The sequence below is a fragment of the Sphingobacterium faecale genome, assembly GCF_016746095.1.
Classification (GTDB): domain Bacteria; phylum Bacteroidota; class Bacteroidia; order Sphingobacteriales; family Sphingobacteriaceae; genus Sphingobacterium; species Sphingobacterium faecale.
Genome location: NZ_JAERTY010000021.1, coordinates 1 through 14,464, shown reverse-complemented (window position 1 = coordinate 14,464; position 14,464 = coordinate 1). Strand labels below are relative to the sequence as shown.

Below are 14,464 nucleotides of genomic sequence, written 5' to 3'. Positions count from 1 at the left end.
TGGATAAGGCCAATAATGCCAAGTACTACTACAGCGCCAAGATCGTTGATCAGTTTGACCAAGAGGTTCTCTATGAAAAGCTGAGCTACAAGATGCTCGTATTGCCCAATTTTAATAAGTCAAAGACCGAACTATCAACCATTATGGATCAGTGGATGTACCTGATGAAGCATCTCAACGAGATCGATGAGTTACCTAACTATTTGGACAAAAGAATATTCTCTTGTATCTTTGAGGTAGGAGAGGTGGCGAACTTATCGCCTGCAGAACAGATGGCATACATATCTAGCTTAGATCGGAAGAGAGACTATAACAATACAATTGCTTTTGCAAAAAAGGAGGCAATGGCTGAAGGTGAACGTAAAAAAGCCCTTGAGACCGCTTTGAATCTGAAGAATATGGATATACCTTTAGACAAAATAGCGAAAGCTACAGGTCTCCGTATCGAAGAAATAGAACACCTGAAATAGATACCCTCAGGATCATAAATACAAAGAAGCTGAACATCACGTTCAGCTTTTTCTATTATGCTGCCTAGCATCCCTCATAATAGCCTATTAGTCAAGAATCTTCTGAAGCTAGCTATCAGTTGAGTCCACAGCCATCTTTCTAATCCCGATTACCGCAAAATCTGTTTATAAACTCCCAGTCCAGCACCGAGCCGTCCTCTTTCAGTATCCCCAGGTAGATACCATCTTTCAGTCCCACCTGCCATATGGCCGATCCTGACAGGTCCTTCTCCGTGATACCGCTTTCTTTCACAAAAGCGATAAAATCCATACGGCTACTCTTTTATATTAAGTTTGATCAGCTATAAAATTGAAATTTAATGACAAGTCCCTGTTAAATAATAACCTCACTCCCTCATTACATTTATGAGAAGGGTGGGAAGACCTATCCAGTTCCTTATCATGGTAGCACAGAGATAGGTAGGGGGCATCTTCACCAATGCAGCTTTAGAGAAGATTACAGGCATCAATCAGCGTCAGCTACGACAACTCATCAGGATTGAAAAAGCCCCGTCAGCCTCAGCTATCTTTTATCCCTCTTTCCCTACCTTATAGCCGATTTTATCACGTTCAGGTAGGGGAGGCTTATCTAGTTTATTCTCCAGGCGGTCGATATATTCAAATACAAGGTCTATGTTTTTGCCCTGAGAATCCTCCTCCTCCTTCGGCATCCGCTTCATCTTAAGCAGCAAGCCGCAGACAGCGCTAGCAATGATATAATAGGAACCTATAGGCAAGATAAGCCCAGAGTCCAGCAGATACAGTGTCAGACAAATACCTATCGTAGTCCACAAAATTACGATCAGCTTTACCCATATCGTCTTTAGTGTAGACTCAGCCGCTATATGATAGACAAAAAGATAAAGCAACAGCGTTGGTAGGGAGAGCATCATACCTGCCTGTAAAGCCTCCGGCAACATTTCGAACAATCCGATAGTTTTATCACGATGGATTGTTCCCATATCCTTTATAATCTGCGACAGGATAGGAGCTAGCACCAGCGTACCGATCCAATGTTTAGATATATATCCCCAGTCCAATTTTATAAAACTTTAGTTATCCGATACATCACTAGCCTTTGATACTTCTATTTCGTTACTCTTACTATTCAATAAGTAATATATAGAGATCGAAAACACAAAATTTAAGAACCAGGCAAGCAACTCAGCTTTTTTGGGAGCAGTGATATCATAACCTCCCATCATCAAATAGGCAATAGGTGTGATCAGTGTTAGCGCAAAACCAGTTGCTATAAGTTGCAGTTTACCGTTGTGCTTAATTAACAGCTTTCCCAATCGAACAATAGGATAGTACACCCCTAAACTAACCACGATAGGTATTATATTATAAAATAATGAAGCCTGTATCATCTCTAGGAAACTTATGCTTGTAGCATTTGGAAACGATGCTACAGTCTCAGGGAGAAATGTCTCATTGGTCAGATTATACTTCATTATCGTCAGGTAGAAGATCAGAAAAGAAAGATCCTTGATAAGGATATGTATAGGAAACCAGTTCATAATTTATATCTTAATTTCGATAGGTATTCCATATTTTATTCATTTTGATTGCCAAAGCGGTAACGTCTTTTTTAGTCACTAGTTTTGGTTCCTTTCCCTTGTATTTTTCTATCAGTACAGTCTTGTCTAGCTCCCCGATATTGGAGATTTGCACATAAGTTAGTTTAGAGGGCTTACGAATGTAGTGACGCTTTCCAAACGTATATATTCCCAACCATCGGCAGCACCTTGGTTTATTAATTGTTGAGCTACGTGATCCGAAGTCCCACTCTTGTGGTCTATAGATGCAACAGAGGGCACTACTTTGTATTCCATAATATCCGTATTTGATTCGGTTAATGATTCACCTAAAGCTATATAATAAACCTCATGAAATCAATTGTTTTTGAATACAATTACAATCCACTTTACAATATTGTCAATTTTAATGATAATATAATACAGGATATTACGGGTTCCCGTAAAGGAGATAAAAGATAAGATATGACCTTTGTGCAATAATTTGTTGAACAGAGTTGGATTACTCAATAAGTTTTGATTATTTTAGGAGAAGCCAAACAGAATATACGAACTGCATGAATTTATGAATGACCTGTTGAAATCTATTAATCTAAGCCTCAATAGTCCCTTTATACTTTCTTTTCTCATTTCATGGATCTTTTGGAGCTGGCCGATGGTAGTGGGATTGCTATGGTATAATGCCAAGACGCTTCAGCTGTATGGTTATCCCAACTACAAAGCACTGATCATTGAGAATGCAGATGGTTAAAAAAACTATATTCATCCCAGTTGTTTTGTGCAGGCTCTCCTTATTTGAAGTTAGCCTTTAGATGATGAAAATTGAGGAAATGGATGAAGTAGAACAATCAGCTTAAGGGCATAATAAGATGCAGATTAATAAACAGTATTAGTTATGATTTTTAATATATACTATATCAACTTACCAAAGGTGTACGAAATAAAAATGATGTTGGATAATATGATTTCAGTACAAAAGGAAGTTGAAAGTGATAAGAAGATTGAGGGGGAAGCGCATTTAAAAGCCAAACTTGGTTTAAATATTTTAGATATTTTCAAGTTTGGCGATGTTGATGGAGGTGGAAGTGTAAAGGGAGCCGGGGCTAAAAAGGTAATCGAAACGTTTGAAATCAAAACGACTAAATCAGTTATACTAGATGAGGTAGTGAGAAACTGCCGTACTGTCAAGGACTTTGATAATCTAGAGGAAGGTGAATTGATAAAATTGGATAATATTAATCTGTCGCTAGAGAATGAAGACGAACTCAGGATTGTGAAATTCATTAATAGCGGAGCTTTGAAAGACATGATGATACCTGGGACTAATGGTTTTGATATCAATGGTATATTTAATTCTATGTTTAAAGATTATGCATACAAGATAAAAGGAGAGGTGCTTGGGGATTCAGGTAAGCTCTTGATAAAAATCCCTCTAACATTTGAAAGCGAGTTCGAGAGTTCTTACGGTGTTGACGACTTATTTGTGGGGAGAGTTTCTATAGTTGGTTTGTATAAAGGGAAGATTAAGATTGATCAGCTCAAAAATTCATTCCAGTATTTTCAAGAATTGGGAGAGCTTCAGAATTTTATTCAAAAGACCAAGCCTAATGAAGAAGAGGAAATCCAAGAAAGCCATTATCCTATTGATACCCATAAAGACTTTGTGAGCTTCAAGAGTTCTGGTGATAGTAGTGACTATCATTATATTGATCTTTTAGCCATAGTGCAGAATGTCAATATAAAAGGCAAGTAGTTGTTTATGGGAAAGCAAATAGTACTCTACAAAAAAAGAGACTTCTATAGGTTTAAGGAGGAAAAGGAATCCGAAGGGACCTCTATTGTTTCATTAACGAGATTTATTTATAACATTGATAAGATTGAGTGTTATTTGCCGATAGATGCAATCGATATTTCTTCCCTTTCAGGATTTCCTGATAAGCAATCAATCGCTGAGAATGTATTAGATAGATTTGACGACGACAACTCTTTTGTTTGTGAAGAAGAGAAATGGTCTTCCATGTCTTATGATTTACGCTATGTGTTTACTGAACCTGTAGAGAGTTTTTCAGAATATCTTGATTATGAGGAAGACGATGAGAAGCCTAATATTCCATCAGGCAATAATAGGACATTAACTTTTTACTCTAATAATGAGTACTCGAGCTTGGAAGCTCTTTTACATAAAAAGAATTTTACGATTGAGAGTATATCAAAATATATTTCTCAAAACGAGTTGATAGAGTTACTAGAGGCTGATTCAATGATAATTGATATTTCTTGCCTGACGGGTTATTCGAGTATTCAGTCAGTTGCCGAGAAAGTTATCTACGAGTTTCCAAACCAAGTCGTATATATATGTGACGAAAGTAGAAAGGCAAAGCTACAGTATGAGTTGAGATTCCTTTTTAATAAATTTCAAGGAATTCACGAAAGCCATTTGATAGATAGTTCTGATGTTTTACTTTCTAATGAGAAGCTTGTTGAAGCTAAGAAACACAAGCTAATCACCGATCTGCCCCACGATGAATTAAAATCTTTTTTTACTGCATTTAGAGAACGTTTATATGGACATCCCAAGTTTAAAGATGATTTTGAAGATTTAGTTAATACTTTTAGGGTCTTTAATAAAATACGAGAGCATAAGATACTATCCTTATTTCTTATGGGGGATTCTGGTGTTGGTAAGACAGAAGTAGCTCGTGCTATATTTAACTGCTTGGGAGGGACTAAACGGCTAGCTAAGATAAACTTTGGTAATTATAGCAATGAGTTTTCATTGAGTTCCCTGATTGGTAGCGCTAGAGGGTATATAGGTAGTGATGATGGGGAGATCTTTATGAAGGTTAGAGATACCGATATCGGTATTCTTTTAATAGATGAGTTTGAAAAGTCCAACGCAGCCTTATTCAATTATTTTTTAGATGTCCTTGAGAGTGGTAAGATGACAAACTCTTTGGGAGAGGAAATGGATCTAAATGGATTTATTATAATTTTTACTTCCAATATTAGTAAAGAGGACTTTCCCAAAAGAATTTCACCAGAATTAAGATCACGGTTTGATTATAAAGGCATGTTCACTGTATTGGAATCACAGGATAAGCAAAAATATCTCGAATTTCGAGCAAAAAGTATTATTCGAAAAATAGCTTTGGGTAAAACTGAAGAATTAGAAAGTAATCTTCTTGACTTTTTTCATAAACGTATTGATGTTAATAAATATCATAATATGAGAGATCTGAATAAAGACATTAAGAAAATATTTGTTGAGTTTTTGAGCAAATCTGATTTAGAAAAATAAGATTACTTTTCTTTTGAAGGAGTCAGGTATAGATTATGTTCATATGTAATTTACGTTTTTAGTAATTCCTATTTTATGGATGAAAGAATTGTTGCCATTAATGGTAGAAATAGCCATTTAAATTATGACGACTTTAGCGCTTCTGTATTGAATGCTATAAAGGGTAGTTGTACGAGTTTTAAGGTTTTTATCTTTAATAAATTTCCTATAGCACTCACTAGTGGGGCTTATTACGATATCGTGCTTTTTATAGCTATCGAAAAAGCTGACAAAAATTATGTCCGTGTGAAAACTCATGAGGATGGCAAAAGTACTTATTTGTACAATCTTGTTGTGCCGATTAAGTTTGTAACGAATTTTAAAGAGTCAAGTCTTGAAATTGATACGGGGGGGATATATACTGAAGATCATCAATTGGATTATAGTGAATTTATCATGAACTCTAAATATGCTCTTGCAGATTATTTGAAAAAAAGCATTGAAAGCGATCATGAGAAGTTTTTATTGTTTCCTCTTATCTTTATTGAAAGTAAACGATTAAGAGCTTATACAGAACATCACATTATTGCGGACCAATTTGACTTCGGGATACTTCTTGAGTACTTTAAGGAAATTGATCATGGAATGCTTTCTTCATATAAAGCTTGGAGGGACAACTTTAATTTGTTTGATATAGGTGTATATAGAATTATCGAACGAGCTGCTGAGGATAGTAAGTATGGCTATTTGACCAAGAGAAAGCTCGATCGTATCACTAAGAATAGTCCCCGATTGGAAAATATACAGTCTTATGTAGGTAATCATTTAATCTTGATAGAGGGGAAGGCGGGGTCAGGTAAGACTTCTGACTTGACGCATTTGCTAATAGAAACTATTAAAGGCGATAAGAATGTGCTGTATCTCACATATAATAAGCTGTTAGCATATGATATTACTATGTTGGTTAAATCCTTTGATAACAATTATAAAGATACTAAACCTTTAAAGTCGTGCGGAATTAGCACACTTCATTCCTTTTTCTATCGCTTATGTAGAAATTCGAATTTGCTAAATGTCATATCTGCACAGCGTATTCGTGAATTGACAACGGGGTTACAGTTGAAAATGCGTACCGTGTATGATTTTGTAGATATTGTAAATATCAAAGTCAAGGAGGATTTCAAAAAGGAAAAGGAAAGGATACAGCAGAATGATTGGAACATAGAGTTAAAAGAATTTGGTATTAACTTTATGAATTTTTGTTATTACGAGAGTAAGAGTGTTATTTCAGCGAAAGCCTATAGTAATTTAGGAGCACTTTACTTTGAAAGGATCAGGATTAAACTTTCTGAAATAGCTGCTAATGAAATATTTTTAGCTGATTATTACGATGTTTTAACCAAGCTTAAGGCTCTGCTAGATGATCCTGATGGATTTTATGAGGCCTTTGGGATCAAAGACAAAGTAGAGTTATTTACCTATGATAAGGGGGGACTGCGCGATCGCTATTTAGAGAAAGAAAATAATAAGACTGTCATTACGAAAGAGGGTTTTAAGGAATATAATCTTAAAAAATTCAGATCCTTTCGCTGGAATAGAATTTTGATATTGGATGAAGCTCAAGATTGTGCTAGGATCGAAAAGGAAATATTAATTAAAATATTTGGTTCGGAAAATATTGTAGTAGCAAGCGGAGGGCTTGAACAGTTGATTCGCCATAAGGAATTATGCAATTGGACTATAAATGAGTCAAGCAAATTATCGCATAAAAGATTTACTAAAAGTGGGAAATCATATCGTATGAAAAAAAGCATAGTTGATCTTTGTAATTTTTTAGCTAATCATTATGACCTGCCTTATCATTTGGAAGCAGAGAAATCGGATGATGAAGGTGAAATAATAATTGATAGCTCTAGCGGTTTTGAAAATAATTTTAAGGGTGTTTTAAAATACAAAGCAGAACAATATACAGCTTTGGGCTTCAAGCCTTATGAAGGAGGGCTAATACTGTTAGATTCGAATAATGTTAGAAAAAGTGTGTCGAATAATTATTCAGATCAGATTACTTCCAATCTTAGCATTAATGAATATAATAATGTAGAATTTTCTAAGGCAAAGAAACGTGTAGAATGGAGAATTAAATCCCAATTAGAATCTGAAGGTTTTATGCTATGGGATGGTACTTATCGTGGTACGGATAAGCTTCCTGTACCATCGTACAATGAGATTAGAACCTTATACTATGAGTCTTGTCGTGGACTTGAAGCATGGTCTGTTTATTGCTTTAGTCTAGATTCATTTTTTTATTCAAAATATCAGGAAGAGGATGCTGATAAATTTATGTTAGAAGATATTTTTAGTAATTCTGAGGCAAGAAAAAGAAAATATGCAATAAACTGGATACTAATGGCATTAACACGAGCAATGGATTCTCTGTATATTCAAATTGAAAATAGTGAATCTGAATTAGGGAAGTTATTGAGTCAATATGCCTTAAATAATAAAAATGTAAGGTATATTAAGTAAACAAAACTAATGCCTAAAAGCCTGAATGGAACCAAGATTTATAAAAAAAATATTTGACGATTATTTAAAATCAAACTCAAAGAACGCACTACTTATAAACGGAGAGTGGGGGAGTGGAAAGACCTATTTTTATAAGCAGGAACTGGAGCCGATTATAAAGTTAGCTGAATTTAAACCCTACTATATATCATTAAATGGATTGTCAACAGTTGCTGCGTTGGAACAAGCGCTACTTGTGAGTCTTTTTGTGAAGACGGATAATAAAGAGATTCGAAAAACAATCAAGGTAGGAGAAAAGGTCTTAAGTACAATATCAAGTATATTCGTAAATCGTTCAGCTGAAAGTCTTCTTTCTGATACGGTTGTAAACTTTGTTCCTTTCGAGAACAAAATATTATGTTTTGACGATCTAGAAAGATGTGATATACCTTTAAGACAATTACTAGGATATCTAAACAATTTAGCTGAACATCGAGGAGCTAAGATTCTAATTCTTTCAGATGAAAGTAAAATTGATTCTACTGACAATAATTATTCTGACATCAAAGAAAAACTTATTGGGAGGGTATTAAATTTCGAACAGGACTTATCAAGTATTCTAATCTCGTTACTTACAGCTTATGAAAATAATAAAAAATACAAAAGCTTTCTTTTAAAGTACAACGGCTATATACTTTCACAATTTCATACTACCAAATTACAAAATCTCAGAACCATATTCTTCTATTTGGATATCATAGAGAAGCTTTTTACGCCACTTGAAGAACTTGAAGATGAAATCATTTTAAAGGAAGTTTTAGAATTTGTCCTACTGATAGCAATTGATTTCAAGGAAGGACGACTTGTTTCAAGTGATTACCACGACTATAAAGGTTTGAATGCTTTAAGTGATGTGATATTCGATTTGAAAGCAGAGGATAGTGAGGTCGATGCATCGAAAATGTACGCACGATCATTTTGTAGGAGATTTTCGTTGTCAGAAAGATATGACTTTACTTTCTACACATCACTTTATAGATACATACTTTCTGGTTATTTAGATAAGGATGAATTTAATAACGAATTACAAGACCGAAAGAAACTGAATGCTACTATTGAACAACAAGAATTCAATGAGCTAATAACTTATAATTTCAGGAGGTTATCTGAAGAACGATTCACTGAATTACTCAATCGTGTAAAGAGAAGTGCTGAAAATGGAGTTTTTAGTATATACGAATATGCTCAGTTTGCAGATTTCTATTTCTATTTTTCGGACCATGGTTTGACGTCTTTGACATATAAGGATATTAACGCAGTAGTTGACCGAGGATTGAATATTGCGAAACAGAGAAAAGAGATTAACAAAGATCACTTCGGAAATATGATCCATTTCAAAAAGGAAAACTCTGAGACGGAATTGGTGAAATCAAAAGTAGTAGATCTCCATAACGAAATATTAGCCAAGGGACAGGAAAGTATCAATCAACGAGTAAATAAATCCCTTATCGAAGGTGATACAGAGTCATTGAGAGCATTATTTGAGGAATATAGACACAACTCGTTGCTTGTTAGTAATATTAAAGTAGAAGACCTTTTTTCGTGTTTATTGCTCACAGAGAACAAATGCCTTGCATTATTGTGTAACCTTATCCATGAGCGATATTGCACAATTAGCAATATAAAGGATTTTTTGGCAAAAGATAATGCATTCTTAATTGATCTAGAAGGCAAGATTAAGGATGCTATAATTGATCAAAAGCCTACAGGAGTCAAACAGTTCAATTTGAATCAATTAAATAAAATTCTTATTGAAGCTATTAGCATACTTTCATAAAATACTTACATATATGGGATTGTTTTTTTACAAAGGGAATGAGAATATTCTTGAAACTAAAAAGAAGAATAGAGACTCAAAAGACAATGAAAAAGAAGGAGAGTTTGATATAGAAAAAATACAGGAAACCTTTTTAAAGGTTCTTGATAATAAAAACTTGTCTTTTCTTCTGGGTAGTGGGTGTTCTTCTTATATGACCAAGATCGCTAGTATTGAAAATGAAAAACTTGTTATTGATCGGTCAGTGGAGTCAAACAGTATTGATGCAGAAGTTAAAAATGGATCTAAGCCAGATGATAGAGCGGGACCACTCGGAACTGCACCTAGTCAAACTGAAGTGCCAGAGGCACCGATTAATGATATAAAAGATGCTAGCGTAGCTTCCTCTATTGGTGTTGGCGAAATAAGTGAGACGGTGTCAAATCAATCAGTACCAATAACAGATGATGATTCAACAGTAAATAAACCAGAGCAACTAGGTATCCCGATAATGGCCCCTATGGCGATCGAGTTTTACAATTCTGAAGACTTCAAAGAAAAAAAAGAATGGCTAAAGAGCCACCTTAAAATAGATGTAGAAAGTGAAGTTTTCAAAACTAATCTCGAAGTTTTCTTATCAACGCTACATAGCTTGTCTTTTTACCATTCGAACATATTGCTCGATGAAGATAAAGATAAAGCAATGAATAATGTAAGAAGCTGTTTTAAGGAATATCCATTATATAATTTTTGGGCGTTGACTGATTTCGAGAAAATAGAATTTATTATTCTAGAGGCTAGAAATTTTATCTTGCAAAAATGTCTGAATGAAAATAACTCAAAGACGGATAAGGGACAAAAAAGTCTAGACGATCCATTAATTGAACTCTATAAATTGTTTTATAGGAAGTTACTTGCTAGAAACTCCACATTACCTCGATTGAATATCTTCACTACAAATTATGATTTGTATTCGGAACGAGCTATGGATTTATTGGGTATACATTATGTAAACGGTTTTACTGGCGGTATCAGTAAGTTCTTTAATCCAGCCATTTTTAATTACGCCTTGGCTGAAAAAATGGATCTTTCACAATCAAAATGGAGTGTGATAGATAATTTCTTTTACTTATATAAAATTCATGGATCAGTAAATTGGATAGAAGAAGAAGGAGATACTAAATTATTTAAAGTCAAAGAAATTCAGGACCCTACGTTTGAATTGTTGAAAGACAAAGAAAACATTATGATACATCCAACTCCCTTAAAATATAACGCGAGCTTGGGTAGTCCTTATTCAGATTTGTTTAGGGAGTTTCAGAAGAAACTAATGCAAAATAATAATATACTGGTAACTCTTGGTTATAGCTTTAGTGATGAACATATCAATAATCTTATTTTTCAAGCATTCACGATTCCTTCTTTTAGGTTGATTGTTGTTGGGAAGCCTAATGATAATAATGCTATTGGAAAGCTATTGAAGTTGAATGACCCAAGAATTTGGATTATTGGTGGAGAAGATAAGTCATCAACTCCACTTCATTATTTTGAAAGATTTGTAAATGAAGTAATGCCTGACCTGACTGCCGAAGATTTGGATAGGAAAATGGAAACGACATTAAACAACCTTAAAGATTTATTGAAATGACCAAAGAAGATAAGCAAAGGGTAATTGGTAAAGTCGTAGCTATCAACTCAGATAGGTTCTCTGTAGAGATGTTAAGCGGTTTAGACAATTTTAACGTTAGTGGGTTTGATGATATTCATTATTTTGCTCAATTGAATAGTTACGTAATAGTTCCCTATCAGAACTATTACATAGTAGCAGAGGTAGCTGGTGTGAGAGAAAAGGATTTAAATGTGCCATTTTCTAATCCTACAGATCAAATATTGAGTAAAATTCAAGCAGGAAAGTTCCTTGAGGTGCTACCAATAGGAACTATCAGATCAGGAAAAGATAACCTTTCTAATTTTGAATTTGGTGTCAGTGTCTATCCAACTTTGTATTCTGATGTTTTGTATATAAAGGAATCGGAATTAGATACCATTTTCAAAACGGAGATAGTAAAGCAGAAAAGTTGCCAAAATACAGAAAAGTGTACTGATGACAATTGCTCGTGTAAAGATAGATACATATCGTTGTCTATTGGAAAGTCTTCTATTTTTCCCGATTACGATGTTAAGATTGATATTGATAGGTTTTTTGGAAGTCACTCAGCAGTGTTAGGTAATACTGGAAGCGGTAAATCGTGTACAATAGCATCAATGCTACAGACCTTGTATAAGCTAGAAGAATATAGCGCGACAGGAAGTACATTTATTTTTTTTGATGTCAATGGAGAGTATAAGCAGGCCTTTGAAAAGGTTAATACGTACAACATTAATATAGAGGTTAAAAACTTTACAATTGATTCTGAAGAAACAGACGACACATTTCAGAAGTTTGTTTTACCCCATTGGTTTCTGAATATTGATGAATGGGCACTATTGCTAAAGGCTAGCGAAAGGACCCAGTTGCCTTTATTGAGAAATGCGTTAGGATTTACTCAAAATCTCTCTATTGAAGCACTTCACCATATTTATGCCTGTAGTATAATGTACGTTTTTGAACACTGGGAAAGTGCTGTGGCGAAAAGACAACGGATAATTTCACTTATTGAAAAAGCCCGTTTTGATCCTCAAGTTAACTTTTCAACTTTTGATGCCAGATTTGGGAATTTTCCAAACAGTGGTGCAGAGGAAGCGTTCAAGACCTCCGTGCGCTCGTTTATCAAAGAAGACATAGTTATAGATCTCAAATATAACTCCGATAAATTTGAATTTCAGGACTTAGAGCTAGCTATGGAAACAGCTACCTTATATGAGGAATATCATGGTAATCAGCAGATACGTGATTATTGTTCCTCAATGGTTACCAGATTTAAGAGCGTTAAGGAAAGAGATGACTTTCGCTTCTTGACAACTAACACTGAGGATATAGATATCTCAGCTTACCTCAATCAGTTTTTGGGAATTGATGAGAATAAGAAGAAATCTCAGGTTATCATTATAGACTTGAATTCCGCAAATGATGAAACTGTTGAGGTAGTTTCTTGTGTTCTTTCAAGACTAATTTTCGAACGTTTAAAAACTGCAAAACCTCGAAATGTTTTTCCTGTAAACCTTGTTTTGGAAGAAGCTCATAGGTATATCTCTACTGATGCAGGGAAGGTATTTGGTGATGCAAATCGAATTTTTGAAAGAATAGCTAAAGAAGGAAGAAAGTACGGTATGTTCTTACTGGTATCTTCACAAAGACCTAGTGAGTTATCTAAAACTGTCCTTTCACAATGCAGTAATTTTATAGTACATAGGATCCAAAACCCTGAAGACTTATCCCATATCAGACAGATAACTCCTCATATTTCAGAAACGATATTGAAAAGGTTGCCATCTATACCTACGCAACATGCTTTGATTTTTGGACATGCAGTTAACTTACCTACTACATTTAAAGTTAATGAGGCAAATCCAAAACCTAAAAGTGATAATAACGAAATCAGTGTGAATTGGTTTAAAGAGAAGGATTTTATCATGGCCTTTTGTCAAGAAATGCAAGGTACATCAAAAAGACCAATAACAAATCATATGCTTAAAAGCCTACAGGATAGGTTTGGAAAATAGTAAAATGAAGTAGTCAGATTTAAATATAATCTATAAATAATTTAGGTATGCATAAGTTTTATAAATCAGTTGTTTTCACAAAGATCCCCTTAACACGTCATTTTCGCTTTCTAGATGTTTTTCAAATCTATCCGGCTGAGTTAGAAGGTATGCCAAAATCAAGATTTCAACGTCACTTTCCTTTGATTATTGAATCTGTAAAATCACTCTTTGCAAAAGAGCGTCAACAGTGAAAATAAGTAATGTATTTACTTTCTTTATATTCAATGAAAATTAAAGGACTCAAGGCTACATTTGAACAATATATAAAGTTTGTGCTTTCTATTCTGCTACTGTCGCCCACGCCAAAACTTTAATTCTAATTTTAACAAACATTATACAAAGTTGAACAACAAGGAAGTTTTTGTTTATTATTCAAGTCCTGAAAATTGGTTTCAAACAGCATTAGAACTTGACCAAGTTATTATTGAACTTTTATCAATCAAAGATAAAGCTTATAACATTGAATCTTATCACTTAGATTCAAAAATAATTAAAAGACATTTTTGTGGTAAATCTATTTATCTATTAATGACATTTGCCCTTGAAAATTTAGTTAAGGGCATATTAGTGCTAAGAAATCCTGACTATGTAAATTCAGGTATTTAAAAAAAAGAAATTAAATCTCATGATTTACACTATTTAGCAACTAACGCTAATTTGAAATTATTGACTAGAGAAGAAATACTATTAAATAAATTAACACACATAGGATTATCAACTGCAAGATATCCAATTGGTTTAAATGAAAATTTTGAAATAATACCAGTTGAATTAATTCAGAATGATGAAAAGACTTATAGAAAACTGTTTATCAAACTTAGAGATAAACTTGCAAATGAGTATAATATAAAAGGATGGCACTCAGGCCTAAATAATCCCAAATTGAATACAGAACCAGGCGAATTTAATTTTGTACTTAATGAAAAATAATATCAATTTGGAAAAATAAGACATAAATACTAATGAAAGTTACATTAGCATTTAATCTTTGCATATTCCGCACTATATTACACCACCATTCCGCTCCAAAGTACACCAGTGATTCCGCTGCAAAACACACCACTTTGGTGTAAATTTTCAGCAGCCTAGTTATAAGTTGAGGGTCTTTTAAACT

15 protein-coding genes are annotated in these 14,464 nt (G+C 34.1%); 10 read left to right on the top strand and 5 right to left on the bottom strand.

What is annotated here, in order from left to right; genetic code table 11:
• On the top strand, positions 1–470 hold a 470-nt coding region (locus tag JKG61_RS22555; RefSeq protein ID WP_202105271.1), incomplete at its 5' end, for a PD-(D/E)XK nuclease family transposase.
• Positions 471–609: 139 nt separating this feature from the next.
• Here the strand turns inward: JKG61_RS22555 and JKG61_RS22550 are convergent.
• The 4 genes from JKG61_RS22550 to JKG61_RS22535 all read right to left on the bottom strand — a co-directional run bounded on the left by JKG61_RS22550 (position 610) and on the right by JKG61_RS22535 (position 2,344).
• Positions 610–780 (bottom strand): hypothetical protein, encoded by a 171-nt coding sequence (locus JKG61_RS22550; RefSeq protein WP_202105270.1) that lies wholly within the window; start codon positions 778–780, stop codon positions 610–612.
• A 259-nt stretch (positions 781–1,039) separates the two neighbouring features.
• Positions 1,040–1,549 (bottom strand): hypothetical protein, encoded by a 510-nt coding sequence (locus JKG61_RS22545; RefSeq protein ID WP_202105269.1) that lies wholly within the window; start codon positions 1,547–1,549, stop codon positions 1,040–1,042.
• A 12-nt stretch (positions 1,550–1,561) separates the two neighbouring features.
• Complete coding sequence (locus JKG61_RS22540; RefSeq protein WP_202105268.1) at positions 1,562–2,029, bottom strand: hypothetical protein; 468 nt, start codon at positions 2,027–2,029, stop codon at positions 1,562–1,564.
• A gap of 159 nt (positions 2,030–2,188) precedes the next feature.
• Positions 2,189–2,344 carry a hypothetical protein gene (locus JKG61_RS22535; protein WP_202105267.1) on the bottom strand — a complete coding sequence of 52 codons (156 nt, stop codon included), beginning with the start codon at positions 2,342–2,344 and terminating at the stop codon, positions 2,189–2,191.
• Positions 2,345–2,612: 268 nt separating this feature from the next.
• On the opposite strand from JKG61_RS22535, the gene JKG61_RS22530 reads away from it, so the two are divergent.
• The 9 genes from JKG61_RS22530 to JKG61_RS22490 all read left to right on the top strand — a co-directional run bounded on the left by JKG61_RS22530 (position 2,613) and on the right by JKG61_RS22490 (position 14,280).
• A complete protein-coding gene (locus JKG61_RS22530) occupies positions 2,613–2,798 on the top strand; it encodes a hypothetical protein (RefSeq protein ID WP_202105266.1) in 186 nt (61 codons plus the stop codon).
• 144 nt (positions 2,799–2,942) lie between these two features.
• Positions 2,943–3,800, top strand: coding sequence for a hypothetical protein (locus tag JKG61_RS22525; RefSeq protein ID WP_202105265.1), 858 nt, complete (start codon positions 2,943–2,945; stop codon positions 3,798–3,800).
• 6 nt (positions 3,801–3,806) lie between these two features.
• Positions 3,807–5,345 (top strand): AAA family ATPase, encoded by a 1,539-nt coding sequence (locus JKG61_RS22520; RefSeq protein WP_202105264.1) that lies wholly within the window; start codon positions 3,807–3,809, stop codon positions 5,343–5,345.
• A 75-nt stretch (positions 5,346–5,420) separates the two neighbouring features.
• The gene (locus tag JKG61_RS22515; protein WP_202105263.1) at positions 5,421–7,850 is read left to right on the top strand and encodes a UvrD-helicase domain-containing protein; all 2,430 of its coding nucleotides are present in this window, start codon (positions 5,421–5,423) and stop codon (positions 7,848–7,850) included.
• Positions 7,851–7,875: 25 nt separating this feature from the next.
• Positions 7,876–9,666 carry a P-loop NTPase fold protein gene (locus tag JKG61_RS22510; RefSeq protein ID WP_202105262.1) on the top strand — a complete coding sequence of 597 codons (1,791 nt, stop codon included), beginning with the start codon at positions 7,876–7,878 and terminating at the stop codon, positions 9,664–9,666.
• Positions 9,667–9,679: 13 nt separating this feature from the next.
• Complete coding sequence (locus JKG61_RS22505; RefSeq protein WP_237249589.1) at positions 9,680–11,293, top strand: SIR2 family protein; 1,614 nt, start codon at positions 9,680–9,682, stop codon at positions 11,291–11,293.
• A complete protein-coding gene (locus JKG61_RS22500) occupies positions 11,290–13,308 on the top strand; it encodes an ATP-binding protein (protein ID WP_202105261.1) in 2,019 nt (672 codons plus the stop codon). Before JKG61_RS22505 ends, JKG61_RS22500 begins: the two co-directional genes overlap by 4 nt.
• Before the next feature lie 384 nt (positions 13,309–13,692).
• Positions 13,693–13,956 (top strand): hypothetical protein, encoded by a 264-nt coding sequence (locus tag JKG61_RS22495; protein WP_202105260.1) that lies wholly within the window; start codon positions 13,693–13,695, stop codon positions 13,954–13,956.
• A 60-nt stretch (positions 13,957–14,016) separates the two neighbouring features.
• Positions 14,017–14,280 (top strand): hypothetical protein, encoded by a 264-nt coding sequence (locus JKG61_RS22490; RefSeq protein WP_202105259.1) that lies wholly within the window; start codon positions 14,017–14,019, stop codon positions 14,278–14,280.
• On the opposite strand, the gene JKG61_RS23030 is transcribed toward JKG61_RS22490, so the two are convergent.
• Positions 14,267–14,464, bottom strand: a 198-nt coding sequence (locus JKG61_RS23030) for a hypothetical protein (protein ID WP_237249588.1), incomplete at its 5' end; no start/stop codon positions are given. The two genes, JKG61_RS22490 and JKG61_RS23030, sit on opposite strands and share 14 nt — an antisense overlap.

What these genes read in the sequence shown, in the direction of transcription:
- JKG61_RS22540 (WP_202105268.1), bottom strand. Translation starts at nt 2,029, where the DNA reads ATGAACTGGTTTCCTATACATATCCTTATCAAGGATCTTTCTTTTCTG.
- JKG61_RS22520 (WP_202105264.1), top strand. Translation starts at nt 3,807, where the DNA reads ATGGGAAAGCAAATAGTACTCTACAAAAAAAGAGACTTCTATAGGTTT.
- JKG61_RS22535 (WP_202105267.1), bottom strand. Translation starts at nt 2,344, where the DNA reads ATGGAATACAAAGTAGTGCCCTCTGTTGCATCTATAGACCACAAGAGT.
- JKG61_RS22530 (WP_202105266.1), top strand. Translation starts at nt 2,613, where the DNA reads ATGAATGACCTGTTGAAATCTATTAATCTAAGCCTCAATAGTCCCTTT.
- JKG61_RS22550 (WP_202105270.1), bottom strand. Translation starts at nt 780, where the DNA reads ATGGATTTTATCGCTTTTGTGAAAGAAAGCGGTATCACGGAGAAGGAC.
- JKG61_RS22505 (WP_237249589.1), top strand. Translation starts at nt 9,680, where the DNA reads ATGGGATTGTTTTTTTACAAAGGGAATGAGAATATTCTTGAAACTAAA.
- JKG61_RS22525 (WP_202105265.1), top strand. Translation starts at nt 2,943, where the DNA reads ATGATTTTTAATATATACTATATCAACTTACCAAAGGTGTACGAAATA.
- JKG61_RS22500 (WP_202105261.1), top strand. Translation starts at nt 11,290, where the DNA reads ATGACCAAAGAAGATAAGCAAAGGGTAATTGGTAAAGTCGTAGCTATC.
- JKG61_RS22510 (WP_202105262.1), top strand. Translation starts at nt 7,876, where the DNA reads ATGGAACCAAGATTTATAAAAAAAATATTTGACGATTATTTAAAATCA.
- JKG61_RS22515 (WP_202105263.1), top strand. Translation starts at nt 5,421, where the DNA reads ATGGATGAAAGAATTGTTGCCATTAATGGTAGAAATAGCCATTTAAAT.